This window comes from Paenibacillus sp. LS-5, from assembly GCF_056121505.1.
Map to the genome: position 1 here is coordinate 1 of NZ_JBWAVA010000014.1, position 17658 is coordinate 17658.

Here is a 17658-nt window from a genome sequence, read left to right on the forward strand (position 1 = left end):
TTGTTCAGTTTTCAAAGATCAAGCTCGTTGTCGGCGCCGTTTATCTTGTCACCAGCAACTCTTATAATATATCATGTCCGACCGATGAATGCAAGCTCTTTTTTTAACTTCATTTCGAGCTCGGCGTTACTATTTCTTGGCCGGATTAATAATATACCCCGACTCACATGTTTCACGCAACCTGTAACTTTTACCATTCCTTTAGAACAAAGCAAATACACAACAGCATGCACCACTCTCATCATTAAACATCTCAAGTCTTAACGGCTATTTACTCTGATTCCAAAATAAAACGATTCCATTTGGTCTGCCAAGCGACGTCATGCCAAAACGGATGATGCGGGGCACAGTTTGAGCATAGCGTCATTCCCCAGAAGCCGAGTGACATGCCTTTTCTCAGTGCATACTCGGCAATGAATTTCCCGACAGGCCCCTCCTCGAAGCCGGCGTATAGCGGCGTATAACCCACATATCCTTCACCAATGACAACTGGTATACCGGAATGTGCAGCCCACTCGTAAGCTTCTTCCAAACGCATATCTGCCTTTTGCAGCATAGCCAGCTTATGGGCACTGTAACGATCATACAAATAGAGATCCCATTGATCCGGATCAGCCCAATCATGCAAGTAAATAAGCTTCATTCCGACGGGATTCCCCTCCATCCTCCACTCCTGCCCGTCAGGCAGCGTCCACTGTTCAAATGGAGGAGCATCCTCTCTCAATAAAGACTGAACAAAGGGATTAGGGAACGTCGTCTGTTCACCGTTGAGCCCTGCTGCATCCATTAGCTCATTCAATACGCCTTTTATATAGAGATGATAGTGGGCAATCTGCATGTTGCGGGCAACATAAGCTTTTGGATAAGCTTCATTAAGCGTATAACTGGCTGTCATCAGGATGTCGGGGTGCTGCTCACGAAGATAATCAATCGCTTCTTCAATATATGGCTGCATTGCTTCTATAAGCTTTGGGGTATCTGTTTCTTTTATCCCCTGTTCTACGCCCACAGCGGTAAGCTGCCCGAATTCCACCTCATTGTGCAGTTCAGCATATACAATTTGACTAGCGTATCCTTCATTTTTAATAAAACGGATTAGCTGATTCATGGATTTGGCAATGGCCATAAAGCGTTCCGCTGCAGGGATTGCGGCAAGCTGGTCCCTTAATTCAGGATGTGCCAGGAAACTCGGACTCTGCTGATATTCCCAAGAGGACAATATGATATAGCAGCCATGAGCCTTTGCCTGTCTGAAGAGCTCGATTAAATGGGCATGACCGTCCAGCTCTGCTCCACCGCGGCAATTATACCAGCGTGTTCGCTGGCCGACCTCTCCGAGATTGCCGAATTTCAATCGGCCTGATCGTTTTCCTGCTTCCGTAAACAACATATAGGGCATCGCACAAATGCGAATGGTGTTATAACCCCGGTCTACCGCCTCTTTGAAGCGTGCAGCCAAATCGTTATAAGCCTCTCCAGGCAAAGTCATCGTATACCAGGAGAAGTCCCACATCGTAATCGTCAACTTCCGGGGTAAATTCTTCATTAATTCATTCAATTGATTACCACTCCCCTACAAGCTTGATGAGAATAGAACTTTAGTTAGGTCTAATCACAATCTCGTAAACCGGAACCGCCCGCACCGATGCAATATCTGCAAACCGTTCTTTCGACGTCTCATTCCACCCTGCCATTGTTGTATTACTGTTAACAACAGTCCCTGTGCGGATCGGCGACACGTAGATGTACATCCCCTTTTCAAGCAGCCGCTCTTCAAAACGCTTCAATCCAATTTCCCAAGTCGTGTTGTTGCAGAAGTTATCATTAATGAGGTCTCCATCTATGAATGCATAGCCGATATCCCCAGAGTAATCAATCTTCAGCAAGGCTTCCTTGACTCCAACTAATGATCCTGATGAGAATTCCAGAACAGCCCGTTCGTCCTTGACCTTCGTGAGTGTAAAGGTAATCTCTTTCTTAGGTGCAAACAGCATATAGGATTTGAAAAGACTGTCCTCCGACGTTTCTTTCAGTTCTCCGCCCGTAACCGAACCGAGGGAGTCCTCAAAATCAGGGAATACACGTAGAGTGACATCTTCCCGATCCGTTGATTCGAGCTTGATCTCATTCCCGGATACCAGCAAGTTGGCATCTGTGAACAATACACGCTGCTTCCCGCGGATATCCGCCTTCCAGAACCCAAGGCTTTGCTCATCCGTCATGGTATAGATCACGACTTGCTTACCCTCAGCGGAAATGAGCCGCGTTATACTCGAAACCTGATCCTCTACTTCAATGATTGTCATTTGATCAAGCCTTTTGGAATGACCTTTATCCACTTCAATGCTTGTTACATCGTCATTTTGTATCGCGTAAGTCCCCTTCATTCCTTCTGGTACAAAAAAGAAGTAGTACACTGCATCCTCTACGTCCAGCTTCGTGATCAACTGCGCGGTTGCATACTTCAGCGTGATTCCGGCCAGATCGAAATTATACGGCAAAATAGCGAAGCTCTCACTGCCCAGCGTTAACTCTCCTTGACTCGGAATGGTGATAGTCTCACCGGGAAGTTCAATACTGACGTTCATATCCTGCAAATCTTGATTATCCACATGATCCTGGAAATTGTTCAGGAACAAGAAGCCGGAACCCTCATGCGAACGGACTGCATAGCGCAGTTCACTCACATCATATGGATCTTGTCCGGAGGTGTCGCCCGGTAATATCGTCTTGGTAACAGCGAACTCCTTCTGGAACTCTGTGAACAAATAATGCTGCAGCTTCGTCCGCTTATAAGATTCACGTACCTGCCCGAATTCCCCGATCATAGCGTTAAAATCGTAGGAAATTTTCGGCGTCGCCAGATCGTTCGTGAAGGGATTAACTTTGCCTTTCGGATTGCTCCCCCCATGGTACATATAGTATCCGAGCATATTGCAGCCCTCTGCTGTCTTCATGACCGACATGGCCGGAACGCTCTTATAAGGAAACTCGAACCGGTATTTATAGAACTGAACCATCCCGCCACCCATCTCGCAACAAGCGTACGGATAGTCTTCCGGCTGGTAGAAAGGCTCAAAATTATAGCTCTTGGGAATGTCGTTATTATGTTTATCGCGGAAAATATACTCTGGTGTTGCAGGATGCTCCTTAACCCCATCGAAGCGGTCCGTTTCATAGTAAATCCATGGCCAATATGCATATCCGCCCCACAACGGCAGCATATCCGGTACGGGTGTCGTAGCGCCGCCCCATCCTGTACATGTATAGATGGGCGTATCTATTCCTGCCTCTATCGCCATATCCCTCAGCCGCAGCATATGTTCATCGCCGTCACTGCCGCCATTAAGCCACATATTGTTAATGCCTGTTGTCAGGCCCCACTGTGCTGAGGAATGGTTATGCTCATTCTCGATTTGGGTGCCGATGATCGGACCTCCATCTTTATACAATAGTCCTTGCACCTGTAGGCCGATTTCTGTATACAACCTCCGCACATAGGCCAGATACCCTTCATCATTCGAGCGGACCTCAAACGGACGGCCGAACATCCATTCCGGCATGCCCCCGTTACGTACTTCTCCATGACAGAAGGGACCGATGCGAATCATGACATACAGATCATGCTGATGACATAACTGAATAAATTTGCGTAAATCTTTATTACCTTCCCATTCAAAGACACCTTGGGCTTCCTCATGCAGGTTCCAGAAAATATAGGTAGTGACAATGTTGACGCCACCCATTTTCATTTTAATTATCTCATCTTCCCAATACCGCTCATCATAACGGGAGAAATGGAATTCACCGCAAATGCCAAAAAACGGTTCACCGTTCTTCGCCATATAGTAGTTCGTAAAACTAATCCGTTCACCCGAAGGGTTCACACCACTCAGCTTAATATGGCCTGAAAATATATTCTTCTTATCCTCACTTACAACGATCCGGTAGTTCTTCATAAAGTTATCCCTCTCCCTAGTTCAGTTCCTATATTGTTGATTCCAGCGCCTAAGGACAGCTCTAAATGCCATGAAAAAGATGCTTGTGCAGGTATCATCTGTGCCGTCCCATTGCCGATTGCTATTTCCAGTGAATCATAATAACCGATACTTGGCTCAAGGGCGCAAGTGACCCGGTGGTCATTGAACATACCTTCGTCCACCCAAATCCCTAAATAAGGAACCTTGTCTGCCGGAACGGATAGGATTAAGAAGTTCCCGCTTACTTCCTCATACAGCCCGGAGTAACCTGCCGGAACTTTATCACGATAGTATAACTTTCTACCATCTCCGGTAACCACAGAAGGAATCAGCGATACCTCATTCCAGTCGTACATTTCCCCGTTCTTCAGCGAATGGCCTTCAAACACACACAACATTTCCTCCATGGACTCCGGAAGAAGGATGCGGGTCGGTTCCGTAATCGCGAATTGCGGATGAGGCACCCATAAAAAGGGGATCGGTCCATCGCTCAAATTGTCAGCGCGGTAATCCAGCCTTATCCGATCTTCTGCAGAAAATGAGATTTCTCTCGTAAACTGATAGGGAAGCTGTGGACTTCGAACCGAGCTGACCATTGAATGCTCTACGATCTTGCAGTCCCATGGAAGTGACCACAGCTCACCATGATCATGAAGTCTGACGTTCATGTCAATTCCAGATGGGCAACTATTAATCGTCGGAAAACATTCATCCCAGCCACTCATATCCCAATCGGAGAAAGCGGTACCATATTCCGGCTGACGCATAGGACGATCACCGGAATCCAGCATCCATTCCTTACCAGTAGGCTTATAATTAATGGAAACAAGCTTACCGCCGATTTCAGGTACGGTTTCTAACCGGATGTGTTCACTTTCCATCACGATAGACTTGAAGCCTTTATAGGTTCCCATTCTGCAAGTGGCTATCAACATCATCGCTCCCTAGTATTATTATCTATACTTTACCTTGGTAGATGCCCTTCGCCAATTGACAAAACACTTATTTGATGGACTATATTCTTTTACTTCTTCAGAGGAACACTCACATACACAGCAGCACCTTGTTTGGGAATGCTCTCGAATTTCAATCCGTATGACGCTCCGTAGGCAAGCTTTAATCTCTCATCGATGTTTCGGACGCCGTATCCTCCACCTTTTCGCTTTCTGCTCTCCCCTTTGAAGACGGCTTCCAGTTCTTCAGCATTCATACCGATACCATCGTCAGACAGCTTTATAATAAGATCATCCTGCTCTGACCAGGCTGTCACCCGGATAATTCCTTCTTCAGACTCTTTTTCCATAATGCCGTGCAGAATCGCATTTTCCACCAGTGGCTGCAGAATAATCTTCGGCATTTCGCATGCATACCATTCACGGGTTACCTCAAGCTCAAGTCTTATTCCGCCTCCGAAACGCATATTCTGTATGCTGGTATACGCCTCAATATGCTTAAGCTCGCTTTCTAAAGTAACGAATTCCTTGCCATTTGACAGACTAAGCTTATAAAATGTTGCCAGTTCATCTACAACACGCTGGATGTCACGTTCGCCTGCTTCAATAGCCATGACATTAATCAGATCCAGTGTATTATACAAAAAATGCGGATTGATCTGCGCCTGAAGGGCTTTTAATTCATTGCTCTTCACTTCATTCCCGAGCTTGTAGGTTTCGCCGATTAATTCAGTTATATTGTGAACCATAACATTGAAATTTTGCGCAAGCTCTCCAATCTCATCTCCCTTTACGGTAAGTGGTGTGATATTGAAATTACCATGTTTAATTTTCCGGGCATGTTGGATCAGAAGACGAATCCGCTTGGTTGCTGTACCTGCGGTAAAATAGGCAAGGGGAAGCATTAGGGGAATGACTATCATAAATATGGAAATAATACGGTTTCTGGCTTTTATGGTTGACTCGGTGATATCCGAATAAGGTACTATAATCGCTACCTTCAGATTCGAATTCGGGATGTCCTCAACTCCAAGAAGATGACGTTTGCCTTCAATAAGATAATCGTCAGTGTAATAACCGTCTTGTTCTGAATGGTCACTAAAACTCTTCAAAAGATCCCTAACTAGCGTATCCGGGTAGTCAAAATAATCTGAGTTGCTCAGTAAATCTCCACGGTCATTAAATAGAAGTGAGGATGTCTTGGGCGTCAACACTGTATGATTCAACACCGTCTGCATCGCGCTTGATTCAATCCGGGCTTGAACAAACCCTTTAAATCTGCGGCTATTATTCGCATCCAGCACTTTACGTAATATCGCTATTTCTCCAGTACTTGCTTCCGGGTCCAGCATCTTGGTAGGAAGCCAATCAAAAACTTCATCTGATGAGGCAAAATCGCGGTACCAGACTGTTGACTTCACCTTGTTCAGTTGTAAGAAATCAGGACTTTCAGTCGCTCCCGCCAGTCCCTTTTCCATGTAGATTTGAATGCTGTTGATATCCTTATTGTATAGAAATTGATTGATGAGCTCATTCAGTACAACTGCATCATCATGCCACTTAATAATATTCTCATAAGGCTTTGAGTCAGTGGCAACTCCAGTCTGAACCAGCGGGTTGAAGGCGAGAAAGTTCAGCACTTCTGTCATTGCCTCAGACTTGTAAGCAACATAAGATTTTGTTTCATTCAGCATCTTGCGTGAGGAATCTATCGCCCGTTCTTCATCTTCCTTCTGGGTAAGAGTGATATGAATAATCAGCAGTAATATGAAAGGAATGGAAATGACGAGAAGGTAAGTAGCAAACAGCTTATAGCGGATGCTTAGATTGGATAATCTTAAGAGCCAAATCTTCATCGCAGGATTCGCTCACGATACTCGCTGGGTGTACAACCGACATATCTTTTGAAAAAAGTAGTAAAGTACCCTGCATCCGTAAATCCTAGCTGCACCGTGATCTCAAATAATTTCATACTCATATCTCCCAGCATTTCTTTAGCTTTATTTATTCTGACTTCAGTAATATACTCTTTAATGGTTTGGCCCTGCTGTTTTTTGAAATATGCGCATAAATACGTTTCGCTAAATTGAACATGATCAGCAATTGCCTTGATCGTAAACCCGCTCGTATGGAAATTGGCATGAATATACCGGATAATTATCTGCATTTTCCGGATGTTGGCAGTTTTCCCCTCTCCTTGTCCGGCAGTAAACAATTCATTAATCGTGTTCATTACAAACTGCTCAAGTGCATTCAAACTGGGAATACCGTCGATTTCCTTCCACACATAACGCCTTTCCGTATCCTCCGTCTGCTCCATCAGATTCAGTTGAACGGCAGTCTCTGTAATCGCTAGCATAAATTGAAAATAGGTATCTTTCAGCCGTAGAATATCTAGATCCATACAGTCGCGCGCATACCGGGTCCACTCCTTCAGTGTATCTTTTGCAGCATCAATCTCTCCTTTGCGCAAATGGTTGCGGATGCGGCGTACCTTGTCCCAATTGGTATCAATAGACTCCGAAGGCCCGATAGATTCACAAAAAATAATGTTCTGATCATGATAATACTGAATGGCACTGATTCTTACGGCATTGTTGTAAGCTTCCGGTATTTCCATGAGTGTACCAGCGCTGGAGCCAATACCGAGTCTTAGCTCAATAGCATCGCCTACGATTTGACATAGTTCAGTGAATAGTTCTTCAATCGTTCCACGCCCATCCCGGTAAGCTTTGCCGAAAAGCCCAGGAAGAATCAGCACCAATTGATTCTGCCCATTAAAACCCGCTATTACTTGTAGAGAGAGAAAGTGCTGGCTCTGGTTAATCAGATCCAGAATGATATTCTGTTGTAATGAGAAATCACCGGGATGAGACAATCCTTTCCAATAGAGATTGGCTGTGGCAACTGTGTACGGCCCCTTCATCGGCAGGAGAAATGTCTCCTGATTGTGGATGGCGGGGCCGACATGCGGCGAAGCCGGATTAGAAATCAGCTTGCGGACCATCTCCTGCCGCAGATAGGGAAGGCTGCGATCAATATCCTTTTGAACCTGCAGCTCCACATTGTACTTCTTTTCCTCTTCTTGGCAGAGCACAACAGCAGCTTTAACCGCAGAACGCACTTCTAATGGATTTACGGGCTTCTCAATATAGGTCAATGCCCTTAGATGTATAGCCGATTTCAAATACTCTTTATCCGAATAACCACTTAGGAAGATAATTTTACCTTGCGGTGCAATCAAGCGGTATTGGTGGGCAAACTCTATGCCATCCATTTTTGGCATCCGCACATCACAAAGAATAATTTCGGGCTTCCAGTCTTGTATATAATCAAGTGCTTTTAATCCGTTATGAGCTGTCCTCACTTCATCTATTCCGATGCTCTCCCAATCGATATGACTCCGCAGTAAATCTCTTGTTCGTGTCTCGTCATCAACAATTAGTAGTCTCAAGTGGTGTTCCCCCTTAACGGTTCATGAAGTGAAGATGTGTCTCTCCTTACCCTTTAACTGCACCGATCGTGATGCCTGACACGAAATACTTCTGCACAAACGGAAATGCCAGAATAATTGGTCCTGTAGCTATGACAGTCATCGCCAGCTTGAAGGTTTCCTTAGGCGAATCGACGTTCGATACATGCTCTGACATGGACGAAGACAGATTAATTGAGGATAACATTTTATAGAGCAGATACTGAAGCGGAACCATATCATTGTTGTTCGTGAACATCATTGCCGTCCACCAATCATTCCAATAAGCGAGAACCATGAATACACCTATGGAAGCAAGTGCAGGCTTGGACAGTGGCAGAACCATTTGAAGATATATCCGCAAATAGCCGGCTCCATCTATTTTTGCTGATTCGATAAGGGGTTCGGGCACTGAACCTTGGATAAAACTCCGTAGAATCAAAATATACATCACATTAAACATGGGGACCAGAATCAGCACCAGATAAGTATCCGATAAATGCATATTGCGGGAGATCCAGATGTAATAGGGTGCCAATCCTCCGCTGAACAACGTTGTGAAGAACAAGAAAAAAGCAAGTACATTGCGGTATCTGATCTCTTTGCGGCTAATGACAAAGGCCGACATTGAAGAGATAAATAAGGAAAGCGTCGTCCCGATAACAGTGATAATGATCGAGACCTTATAAGCGGACAAAACATCTTCCGGGTAACGGAAAATAAATTTAAAGGCATCCATTGAAAAATCACGCGGCCAGAACCAGTAACCATCCTTGATTACCGAACTCTCTGTAGAGAGCGATCCGGAGATTAAGACGATAAAAGGCAATACACAGACAATAGCGATGATTAACACTATGGCATAGGAAATAAATGTGAACCACGGCGTTGAATTCAGTTTACGGTTACTTGTGGCAGTAGTCATTGATTACACCTCTTCTGAAATAGATAGGTTAAAACAGCGCTTGATCCTTGTCATACCGTCTTACAAGCCAGTTTGCTGTAAGGATAATGATTAGTGTAAGAACGGACTGGTACACACCAACGGAGGAAGCCATTCCGAAATCCGCAGTGCCCATCAGAGAGCGGAAAGCCAAGGTATCAATAATATCGGTCGCGTCCATGAGTCTTCCATTGTTGCCGATAAGCTGATAGAACATATCGAATTCACCGCGCATAATCCGGCCTAGCCCCAGCAGAATTAGAATGATCATGGTCGGTTTCAGAAGAGGCAGCGTGATCTTAGTGATCTTTTGGAATCGGGTGGCTCCATCAATCGTGGCCGCTTCATATATTTCCTGATCAATACCCACTATAGCCGCCAGATAGAGAACACTGCCGTAACCAACCCATTTCCAGACATAGAGGAATGGAAGAAGGAAGTACCAGTAGCTGGTTTCCGAATAAATATCTAACGCTGCAATATTGAAATATTCCAGCATTTTATTGACAATCCCGTATTCATAATTCAGAAAGTTATATACGAAGGCCGAAACAGTAACCCACGAGATAAAATAAGGCAGGAACATTAACGTTTGGGAGAGTTTCTTAAACCACTTTTTCTGAATTTCAGATAAAAAAATGGCTGCCGCTAATGAAAAGCATGTATATGCAGCCAGGAAGATCACGTTATATACAACGGTATTGCGTGTAACGAGCCAGGCTTTACCGGATGAGAAGAAATATTCAAAGTTCTCAAATCCCACCCACGGGCTGGAGAACAATCCACCCTTTAACGTATAGGATTGAAAGGCCATCACAATTCCGCCCATCGGAATGTAAGAGAAGATAATGTAGTAAATTACAATGGGCACAAACATTAAATAGAGTACGCGGTTCTGCTTTAAATCTAAAAACAGATTTCCTTTATTTGATTTTTTCCTTTGTTTCAGCCCGGCTGGAACATCAGTTTTGATCTGCATTTCTCTCCATCACCTTTCGGGTATGCTTTAATGAAAAGCCGCCCCATGGGAGCGGCCGTTTGAAGAAATTTTATTGTTTGTTTTTCAAAAACTCCGCCGCCTGAGCTTCAACTTCTGCTTTTACTTTATCAACTCCGGCTGACTTCATTTTGGATACTAGAGTGTCAAAAGCTTTGTCTACATCTTTGACACCGCCGATTACAATCGGTTGAAAGTATTGTGAAGATACGGTCTTGAGGTTTGCCATTTCGGATTTAACCTTCTCTGAATTAAACGTAAACCCCAAATAAGTTGGTGCAGCAAGATAATCTTTAAGCTTGCTTTGAAGCTCAATATATGATTCTGGCCAGTCCACACTTGGTTTACCAAAATCCTTATCTACAAACCAGAAACCTGATGCATCCGGCGGATAGGTATTGTTCTCTGTAGTGACTCCTTCAGGAAGTCCCAACTTACCATCATCCGTAGTGATATAGTTCTTCCCTTCAACACCGTAATACGCCAGTTTAACGTAAGACTCATCTTCCATTAACAGATCAAGTGCCTGCAGCGTACGTTCCGGATTAGCGGAATTGGCAGCAATAGCGACACCGTTGTTCAACCAGCTATTCGATGGCGATTTACCTGTAGGACTGAGAAACGGCATAATGTAAGTTTCTACGCCTTTACTCTTAGCAGTGGATACCACAGACTGGATATCCAGCGAGTTTCCTAGGGCTACTCCTGCTTTGCCCTCATTAAAGTTGTTCAGCGATTTCACTTTATTAGCAAACGGATTTTTGTTCACATAACCTGCATCATACCACTGTTTCATGACTCCGGCGGCATATTTAAAAGAGCTCAGTACCGGCTCATCCGTAATGCTCAAAATTTTACCTGTAGGGTCTTCTATATCGCTGTAAGTCCCCACTGTGCTTGGATCAGCGGAATCAAGAGGCGCAGCTGCGTATGCAAATTTCTCTGTGGCAAGCGCACTAAATGGCTTAGTAAGATCATATTGTGAATCCAAGTTCAGTGGAATCATGTCAGGATAATTCTTTTTAATTTCAGCAAAATAGGGACCCAGTTCGGATAATTTGGTTGGATTCTCAAGTCCGGCGCTATCCAAGATATCTTTTCGAAGTACAGCCACGGCTACCTTCCGGTCTGGGGTGGTCGTTGGAATCATGTACTGCTTCCCGTTAACATAAGCAGCGGTGTATGCTGCAGGATCTTGCTTGGCGAAGTATTTAGGCATGTAAGTCTGGAGCATGTTCTCATCTATCGGCAAGAACGATTCCTTATTAGCTTCTGAGATATAAAAGTTCCAATCGGCCGCAAAGATGAAATCGACATCCTGGCCGGAAGCCAGCACTAACGGATATTTGGAAGCCACATCTCCCCAGCCAATATAGTTGATTTCAAGGGTGGCATTAATGTCTTTCTTAAGCTTTTCATTAATTGCTGCCAGTACATCAGGCAAACCCTTCGGAGCCTCACCTAGCAGATATCCGGTTATCTTAACCTCTTTGGAGTTGTCTGGTTTATCTGCATTTGTTGCTGCCGCTGCCGATGAATTCGTTGTTGACGGGTCTGACGTTTCACTCGCCGAGTTGTTCGTGTTATTGTTGCCACCACATCCGGAAAGTGTAAGCGTCAACAATAAAGCGATTACAAGAGTAGAGACTGTATTTTTCTTTAACCTTTTCACTTGAAACCCTCCCTTTATATTCTAATTGCTCCTTACAATTTAATCTTAGTGATTTCTGTACTGGGAAGGTACCAGTCAAAGTTACGATCGACTTAGAATTCCTAACATGTGCAGAAAAATCAGCATCCTAACAAAATATCCGGCAGATCTTCAGCGATCGCCGGGTATTTCAATTGTGTTTATTTATGCAATTTCAGTTCAAGTGCGCTGAAGCCAGTCGGACGATAGATGGTAAGCATCTGCTTCCGCACAGGATTTACTGGTACAGAGATGCGCATTGTAAGGATATCTCCCGGCTGCATCTCAGGAATCACCAGTCTGGCTACTTCTGTATCAGCCGAAGACACAATGAGGTAATAGTCTTGTACAGCATAGCTGGGAATATCATTCCGGCATTTCAGGGTCAACTTGAGCTCACCTTCGTCCCACACGGGTTCTTCTTCCAGCAAGAGCGGTGAAGAAATCTCACGCAACGCCGCAAACGACGGCTTCACCCGGTTATGAATATCTACAGAACCATGAACCCGCTGCTTCAGCTTACCTTCACCGTCTTCTCCCATTTGAGTCCGGTAATCATTCAAACTGAAAAAGATTAAAGCCGCAAACTGAGGATACTGGCGGTAGATATCTGTTTTTTGCAAAAGTATCCCGGTTCGTCTAGCGTCCCCGCCTTCATAAACCGGCTCACAAAGTCCATATTCAGCCACCACAATTGGCTTGTCGGGATAATCGGCAATAATCTGCTGGATTACCTCATGCTCATCCAAATTGCCATGCCAGGTCCCGATGTAATCGTTCCACATTAACAGATCCCCGGCACCCGTGGCATCGCTGCCCGGCTGAAAGTGAATACTGTTGCTTACATAGTTGATAAGCCTGCTTGGGTCCAGCTGCAGAAGCTCCTCCTTGAGCTGTTCCATGTAAGTCCGGGTGATCTCCGATTGGCCATCCAGCTCATTGCCCATTCCCCAGGCAAAAATACACGGATGATGAGCATGACCACCAATCATCTCTTTGGCTTGAGCCAAGGCCAACATGAATGAATCCTTCCCCGGCTCTGCCGGCTGCTGCCAATGCGGAATCTCCTCTTGTACCAGGAGACCGTTGCGGTCACACCAGTCTAACAGCTCATTTCCCTGCTGCCAGTGGAAACGTGTGATGACACAGTTGGCTTCCTTCAATCTCTCCAGCATCGCAACAAGGTCTACCTGCTTCTCGGCCATTCCAGTCTCCGGACTCGAGCCGGGCATCCACTCCACACCCATCAGACGGACCGGTTCACGGTTCAGCCACAGCTCATGTCCCTTCACGACAATCTCCCGGAAGCCAAATGAGCGGACTACCCGGTCATGAATCTGATCCCCTGTACGCAGCACAACTTCAAGCTGGTATAAATGCGGATGGTCGAAGTGCCATAAATTGACCTCCGGCAGCAGAATGTCTGCAATATTCCAGGACAAGGTCCCGCCTGTGATTTCTTCGGTCCTCTGCCACATCCGGATTTCATTGCGGTAGACGGCAACGTCAGCACTGAGCTCACCGGCCGGCGGTACGCAAAGCTTTATAGATGCAGACAGCTTGCCTCCTGCTTGGCTGCCATTATCAGTGAAGCAAACCTCAGGTTCGATCCAGATGTGCTGAATGGCCATGAAGCCGGTTACGACAAGTGTTACCGGCCGGATCAGACCACCATCATCTGCCCAGTCAAAGCTGTTGCCTTGGGGCAACGCCACATCACTATTACTGTTGTCCACTCTGATTACAAGCCGGTTCTCTCCGGCCATGTGAATATGCGGAGTAAGGTCCACTTCAAACGGCGTATAGCCGGAGTTGTAGTGGCTGCCTGCCTTTACCCCATTCACCCAAATATCAGAATCGCGGTAGACCCCTTCAAAGGAAAGCCGTATCCGGCAGTCCTTCCACTCGTCTGGGATTGTTAGCGTTTGTTCATACCAGCCTGCCCCGCGGTATTCCTCAAGACCCTCCTGTACATTCCAGGTATGCGGAACGGAAACCGAGGCCGGAGAAGGCAAGCCTGAAGCCTGCCATCCTTCCCGTTCACCTTGGTTAAGAGGATCGGGCTGGAAATTCCAGTCCGCCTCCAGTCTTGTCGTGTAACGTCCTTCATTGATCAAGATATCCGCAACCTTCCTTCTGTGTATTGTAACTCTAGCTGATCAGATGAGTTTTGCACCGCATAAACGGTGATGAACCATAGCCCCTTGATGATTAGGTTCCATGTCCAGAGCTGTATCGAATTCGTTACCAGCTTCTTCGTCACGGCCAAGTCCCAAAAGTCCAAGACCTCTCATGTACCTGCAATGGATTTCATTTCGCCGGTTCAGGTCATCTTCAAACACCAGGAAGTCCGGCAGAGATACGGCGAAATAATCGATCTTGATGTCGTCAAAAATATGCTTTTCTGCATAATCAATCAGTTTATTGAAGCGGCGTCTGGCTTCCTTCTCGTTATGGAGCTTCAACCAGGCCAGTCCTTGATAGAAGATCATTTCCGGCGGCTGGTCATTGTAGAACATCGCGCTTGTAGGCTCAGCCAGCCCATGTGAAGCTATAGTGTAACTCTCGATGGCTTCTTGTTCCCGCTGAAGACCTTCGTAGGCCATGCCGAGATAATAATAGATATTATTCTCCTGGGCTCCTTCCAGCTTACCTTCACCGAGATTCAGCGGATAGACGAGTGCCTGCTGTAAATGCTGGACAGCTGTTTCATACTGACTGCTCAGTAGCGCTTTCTTGCCAAGCTCGGTACATGCAAATTTGTATTGTCCGGTTACTTTTCCTTCCCCACCTTCCCAAGGATGGAAATTGCGCAGAGACAAGGCAGCGATAGCCTCTTGATAACGTCCAAGATTGTTCAGCAAGGTGACATATTCAATATAAAAATCGTCCCTTTTCACAATTAACTCCCGGTGTTCTTCAAGGATATGAAGGCGTTCCTCCGCAGACCAAGCCAGCTTCTTGCGCAGTTGATCCAGTTCAAACAGAATACGCACATCCTTCGGTGCACATACAAAGGCCTTCTCCAGCGAGGCTAATGCCGCTTGCGGATTATTCTGCTTGTTGAAATAAGCCAGACCCAGATTGCGATGTACTGTCGGATAATCATCCCGCAGTTCGCGAGATCGCTCCCAGCTTGCCATCGCCTCCTCAGGCCGTTTCTTGTCATAATAGAAATTCCCGAGATAATAATGGGCCTTGTCGTCTTCCGGATTGGCTCCGGCTGCGCTTTCCAACAGCTCAAGTTCAAACAGGGTGTTAGGGAAACAATAGGTTGGATTAGCTGATTGTCCCTTGCTGCGAGCATCCTGAGCTTGTTCATGTTGTCCTGTATGCTGATATAATTCACCAAGTGCATAATACAGCATCGGATAGACAGTGTCCTTCTCCTTCTGACTTATTGCCTTTTCCCCTAAGGCAATGGCTTCTTCAAAGAGACCACAGTTCATATAATCTGCAATGACATTGAGATAGTTATGTGCGTCATTTCTCATCAGTTGCTGTAGTTCAGCCAGAATGCTCTCTGCAGCAGTGTTATCTCCCAAAGCTGCATGAGCAAGCGACAGTTCATGATAAGCTCCGAAATCCGCGGCATCTAATTCAATAGTTTCAAGCGCGTAGTTCTTTGCTTGATCCACCAGTCCCAGATTACGCAGCATAGCGGCCTTCAAATTACGCGCCTTGTAATTTCGTGAATTGCGGATCAGGGAGCGCTCTACCTGCTCCAGTGCCTCGGCATACTGGCCTTTCAGGCTGGAGATTTGAGCAAGTGAGAAGTACCCCGCATCCTGCCACGCCGCAGACCATACCGATTTATGAAAAGCTGTAAATGCCTCATCAATCCGCTTCTGTCCGCGGAGCGCTAGCCCTAACTGATAGTATGCCTCACTGTCATACGGGTTCGTGTTGCGCCAGGTCAGACGTTCGATCGCTTTGCGGAAATACTTCTCGCTGTCTGTATATAGCCCGCGGCGAAGCAGCAAAGTTCCATAAGCTACATTCAGCCGGATATCGCCACTGTCCCGCTTCAATCCCTCCAAATAGTAGGCTTCAGGCTCAAACGTAGCATGCCGGTATTGCTCCAGATGCAAGCCCGCCAGATACAGTTCCTCCGCTGAACGCAGTTCTTCTGGGGCTGCCAGTGGTTTGGCGGCATCAGGGACCCGCTCAATATCCGGCCGTTTCGGTTGATATGAGATCAACAACCTGCCCTCGGCATTACGAACAGACAGTTTCAAATCATGCTCCTGCTCTCCGTTGCCTAGTGTTACAACCGTTTCGAACACATCTACAGGGGATAACTTCACTGTTTCCTGCAGATACTGGCTTGCTGATCCGCTTAATTCCACGACCGCCTGTTCAAGTAACGAGGTCGCATATACCTTGATTACTGCCTGCCCGGTGTCAGCATCAACTTCCAGATTAACGGCTGCTTCAGCCGAAGCATTTTTTACGACGCCGATGCTTTTGTAAGGCATGAAATATTGAGTGAAGGTCTTCTCCTCATAAGGCTGCAGCCAAGTGAAGTCAGGCTGATTATCTGTATACACTCCGGTCATAAGTTCGATGTATGGACCATCTTCATCTGTCAATTGACGGTCCCATGCCTGGCCGAACTCTCCGTTCCCCCAGGTCCACTGTTTCTTCCCTGGTGAGATATGATGATTCGCCAAATGGAGCAGCCCCGCTCCGACCCCGTGATCATAGCCGCCAACGAAATTATAATCGGATTTGTAAGCCATATACGAAGTCGGAACCGGAATGTTCTTATAACGGGAAATATCCACGCCTTCCGAATAATCCTGTTTGTAATAGGTTCCGGTAGCTATCGGGAAACGCGAGACATCTCTTTTGCCATGATCAAATACCGCCGTAACATCTGGTGGAAATACGGATTGCGTATGATCATTCACAGCTACGGCCGGATTAGCCCACCACAGGAAGGTCTGCGGCTCAGGTGTCCGGTTGTATAATTGAGCGTTGATCTCCAAGTAAGCCTTGCCCGGATAGAGCTTAAATGCAGCAGTTACCTTCGTGCCATACATCCGATCAATTTCGCTCACCCACACTGTAGCGCTTCCATTGTCTGTTGCTTCGAATTTGTATTCGACCGGACCGAACGTATTCGGCCGGTGATGCTGCGGCCAGTTAAATTCAATGCCTCCCGATATCCATGGGCCTGCAAGGCCAACCAGTGCAGGTTTAATTACACGGTTATAATAGACGAAATCATAATTGTTCGTCTTGTCGAGCGCACGATAGATTCTTCCGCCAATTTCAGGCATGATCTCGATACGGACATATTCATTCTCCAGAATCACCAACTTGTAATTCTTATCATGCTTCACATCCGAGATGCTCTCGATCACCGGATGCGGATACACACGGCCTGAACTTCCCTGATAGACTCTTTTCTCCAGAAACATAGGATTGGGGTCAGCTTCACCTGCCTCATATGTAGGAATCAACACGTTCGTCTCCCATACCTGTACTTCGCCAGATCCTGTTGGAGCCGTCTCCAGTGTATGATCCATAGCTTCATGCTTCATGTTTGAACTGCCTCCCTAATCTTGATAGTTATACTGTATCTTCTGGCAAGGAAGGTTCCAATTGACGAAATGCG

10 protein-coding genes are annotated in these 17658 nt (G+C 46.1%); all 10 read right to left on the reverse strand.

What is annotated here, in order from left to right; genetic code table 11:
• Window positions 1-271 precede the first annotated feature (271 nt).
• The 10 genes from AC0MA3_RS19000 to AC0MA3_RS19045 all read right to left on the reverse strand — a co-directional run bounded on the left by AC0MA3_RS19000 (window position 272) and on the right by AC0MA3_RS19045 (window position 17584).
• Complete coding sequence (locus tag AC0MA3_RS19000) at window positions 272-1558, reverse strand: cellulase-like family protein (RefSeq protein ID WP_474657305.1); 1287 nt, start codon at window positions 1556-1558, stop codon at window positions 272-274.
• A gap of 40 nt (window positions 1559-1598) precedes the next feature.
• Window positions 1599-3959 carry a beta-galactosidase gene (locus tag AC0MA3_RS19005; RefSeq protein ID WP_474657306.1) on the reverse strand — a complete coding sequence of 787 codons (2361 nt, stop codon included), beginning with the start codon at window positions 3957-3959 and terminating at the stop codon, window positions 1599-1601.
• Complete coding sequence (locus AC0MA3_RS19010; protein WP_474657307.1) at window positions 3956-4912, reverse strand: hypothetical protein; 957 nt, start codon at window positions 4910-4912, stop codon at window positions 3956-3958. The genes AC0MA3_RS19005 and AC0MA3_RS19010 overlap by 4 nt, the downstream gene beginning before the upstream one ends.
• Before the next feature lie 92 nt (window positions 4913-5004).
• Entirely contained in the window at window positions 5005-6789 is a 1785-nt protein-coding gene (locus tag AC0MA3_RS19015) for a cache domain-containing sensor histidine kinase (protein WP_474657308.1), read from the reverse strand.
• Window positions 6786-8387 (reverse strand): response regulator, encoded by a 1602-nt coding sequence (locus AC0MA3_RS19020; RefSeq protein WP_474657309.1) that lies wholly within the window; start codon window positions 8385-8387, stop codon window positions 6786-6788. Before AC0MA3_RS19020 ends, AC0MA3_RS19015 begins: the two co-directional genes overlap by 4 nt.
• Before the next feature lie 46 nt (window positions 8388-8433).
• Window positions 8434-9330, reverse strand: coding sequence for a carbohydrate ABC transporter permease (locus AC0MA3_RS19025; RefSeq protein ID WP_379155817.1), 897 nt, complete (start codon window positions 9328-9330; stop codon window positions 8434-8436).
• 28 nt (window positions 9331-9358) lie between these two features.
• Window positions 9359-10225 carry an ABC transporter permease gene (locus AC0MA3_RS19030; protein ID WP_379155904.1) on the reverse strand — a complete coding sequence of 289 codons (867 nt, stop codon included), beginning with the start codon at window positions 10223-10225 and terminating at the stop codon, window positions 9359-9361.
• A 172-nt stretch (window positions 10226-10397) separates the two neighbouring features.
• Window positions 10398-12017: a DUF3502 domain-containing protein gene (locus tag AC0MA3_RS19035; protein ID WP_474657310.1), complete on the reverse strand. Its 1620-nt coding sequence runs from the start codon at window positions 12015-12017 to the stop codon at window positions 10398-10400.
• 179 nt (window positions 12018-12196) lie between these two features.
• On the reverse strand, window positions 12197-14152 hold the full coding sequence (locus AC0MA3_RS19040; RefSeq protein WP_474657311.1) for a glycoside hydrolase family 2 protein: 1956 nt from the start codon (window positions 14150-14152) through the stop codon (window positions 12197-12199).
• A gap of 42 nt (window positions 14153-14194) precedes the next feature.
• Window positions 14195-17584, reverse strand: coding sequence for a DUF5107 domain-containing protein (locus AC0MA3_RS19045; protein WP_474657312.1), 3390 nt, complete (start codon window positions 17582-17584; stop codon window positions 14195-14197).
• Between the last annotated feature and the right edge of the window lie 74 nt (window positions 17585-17658).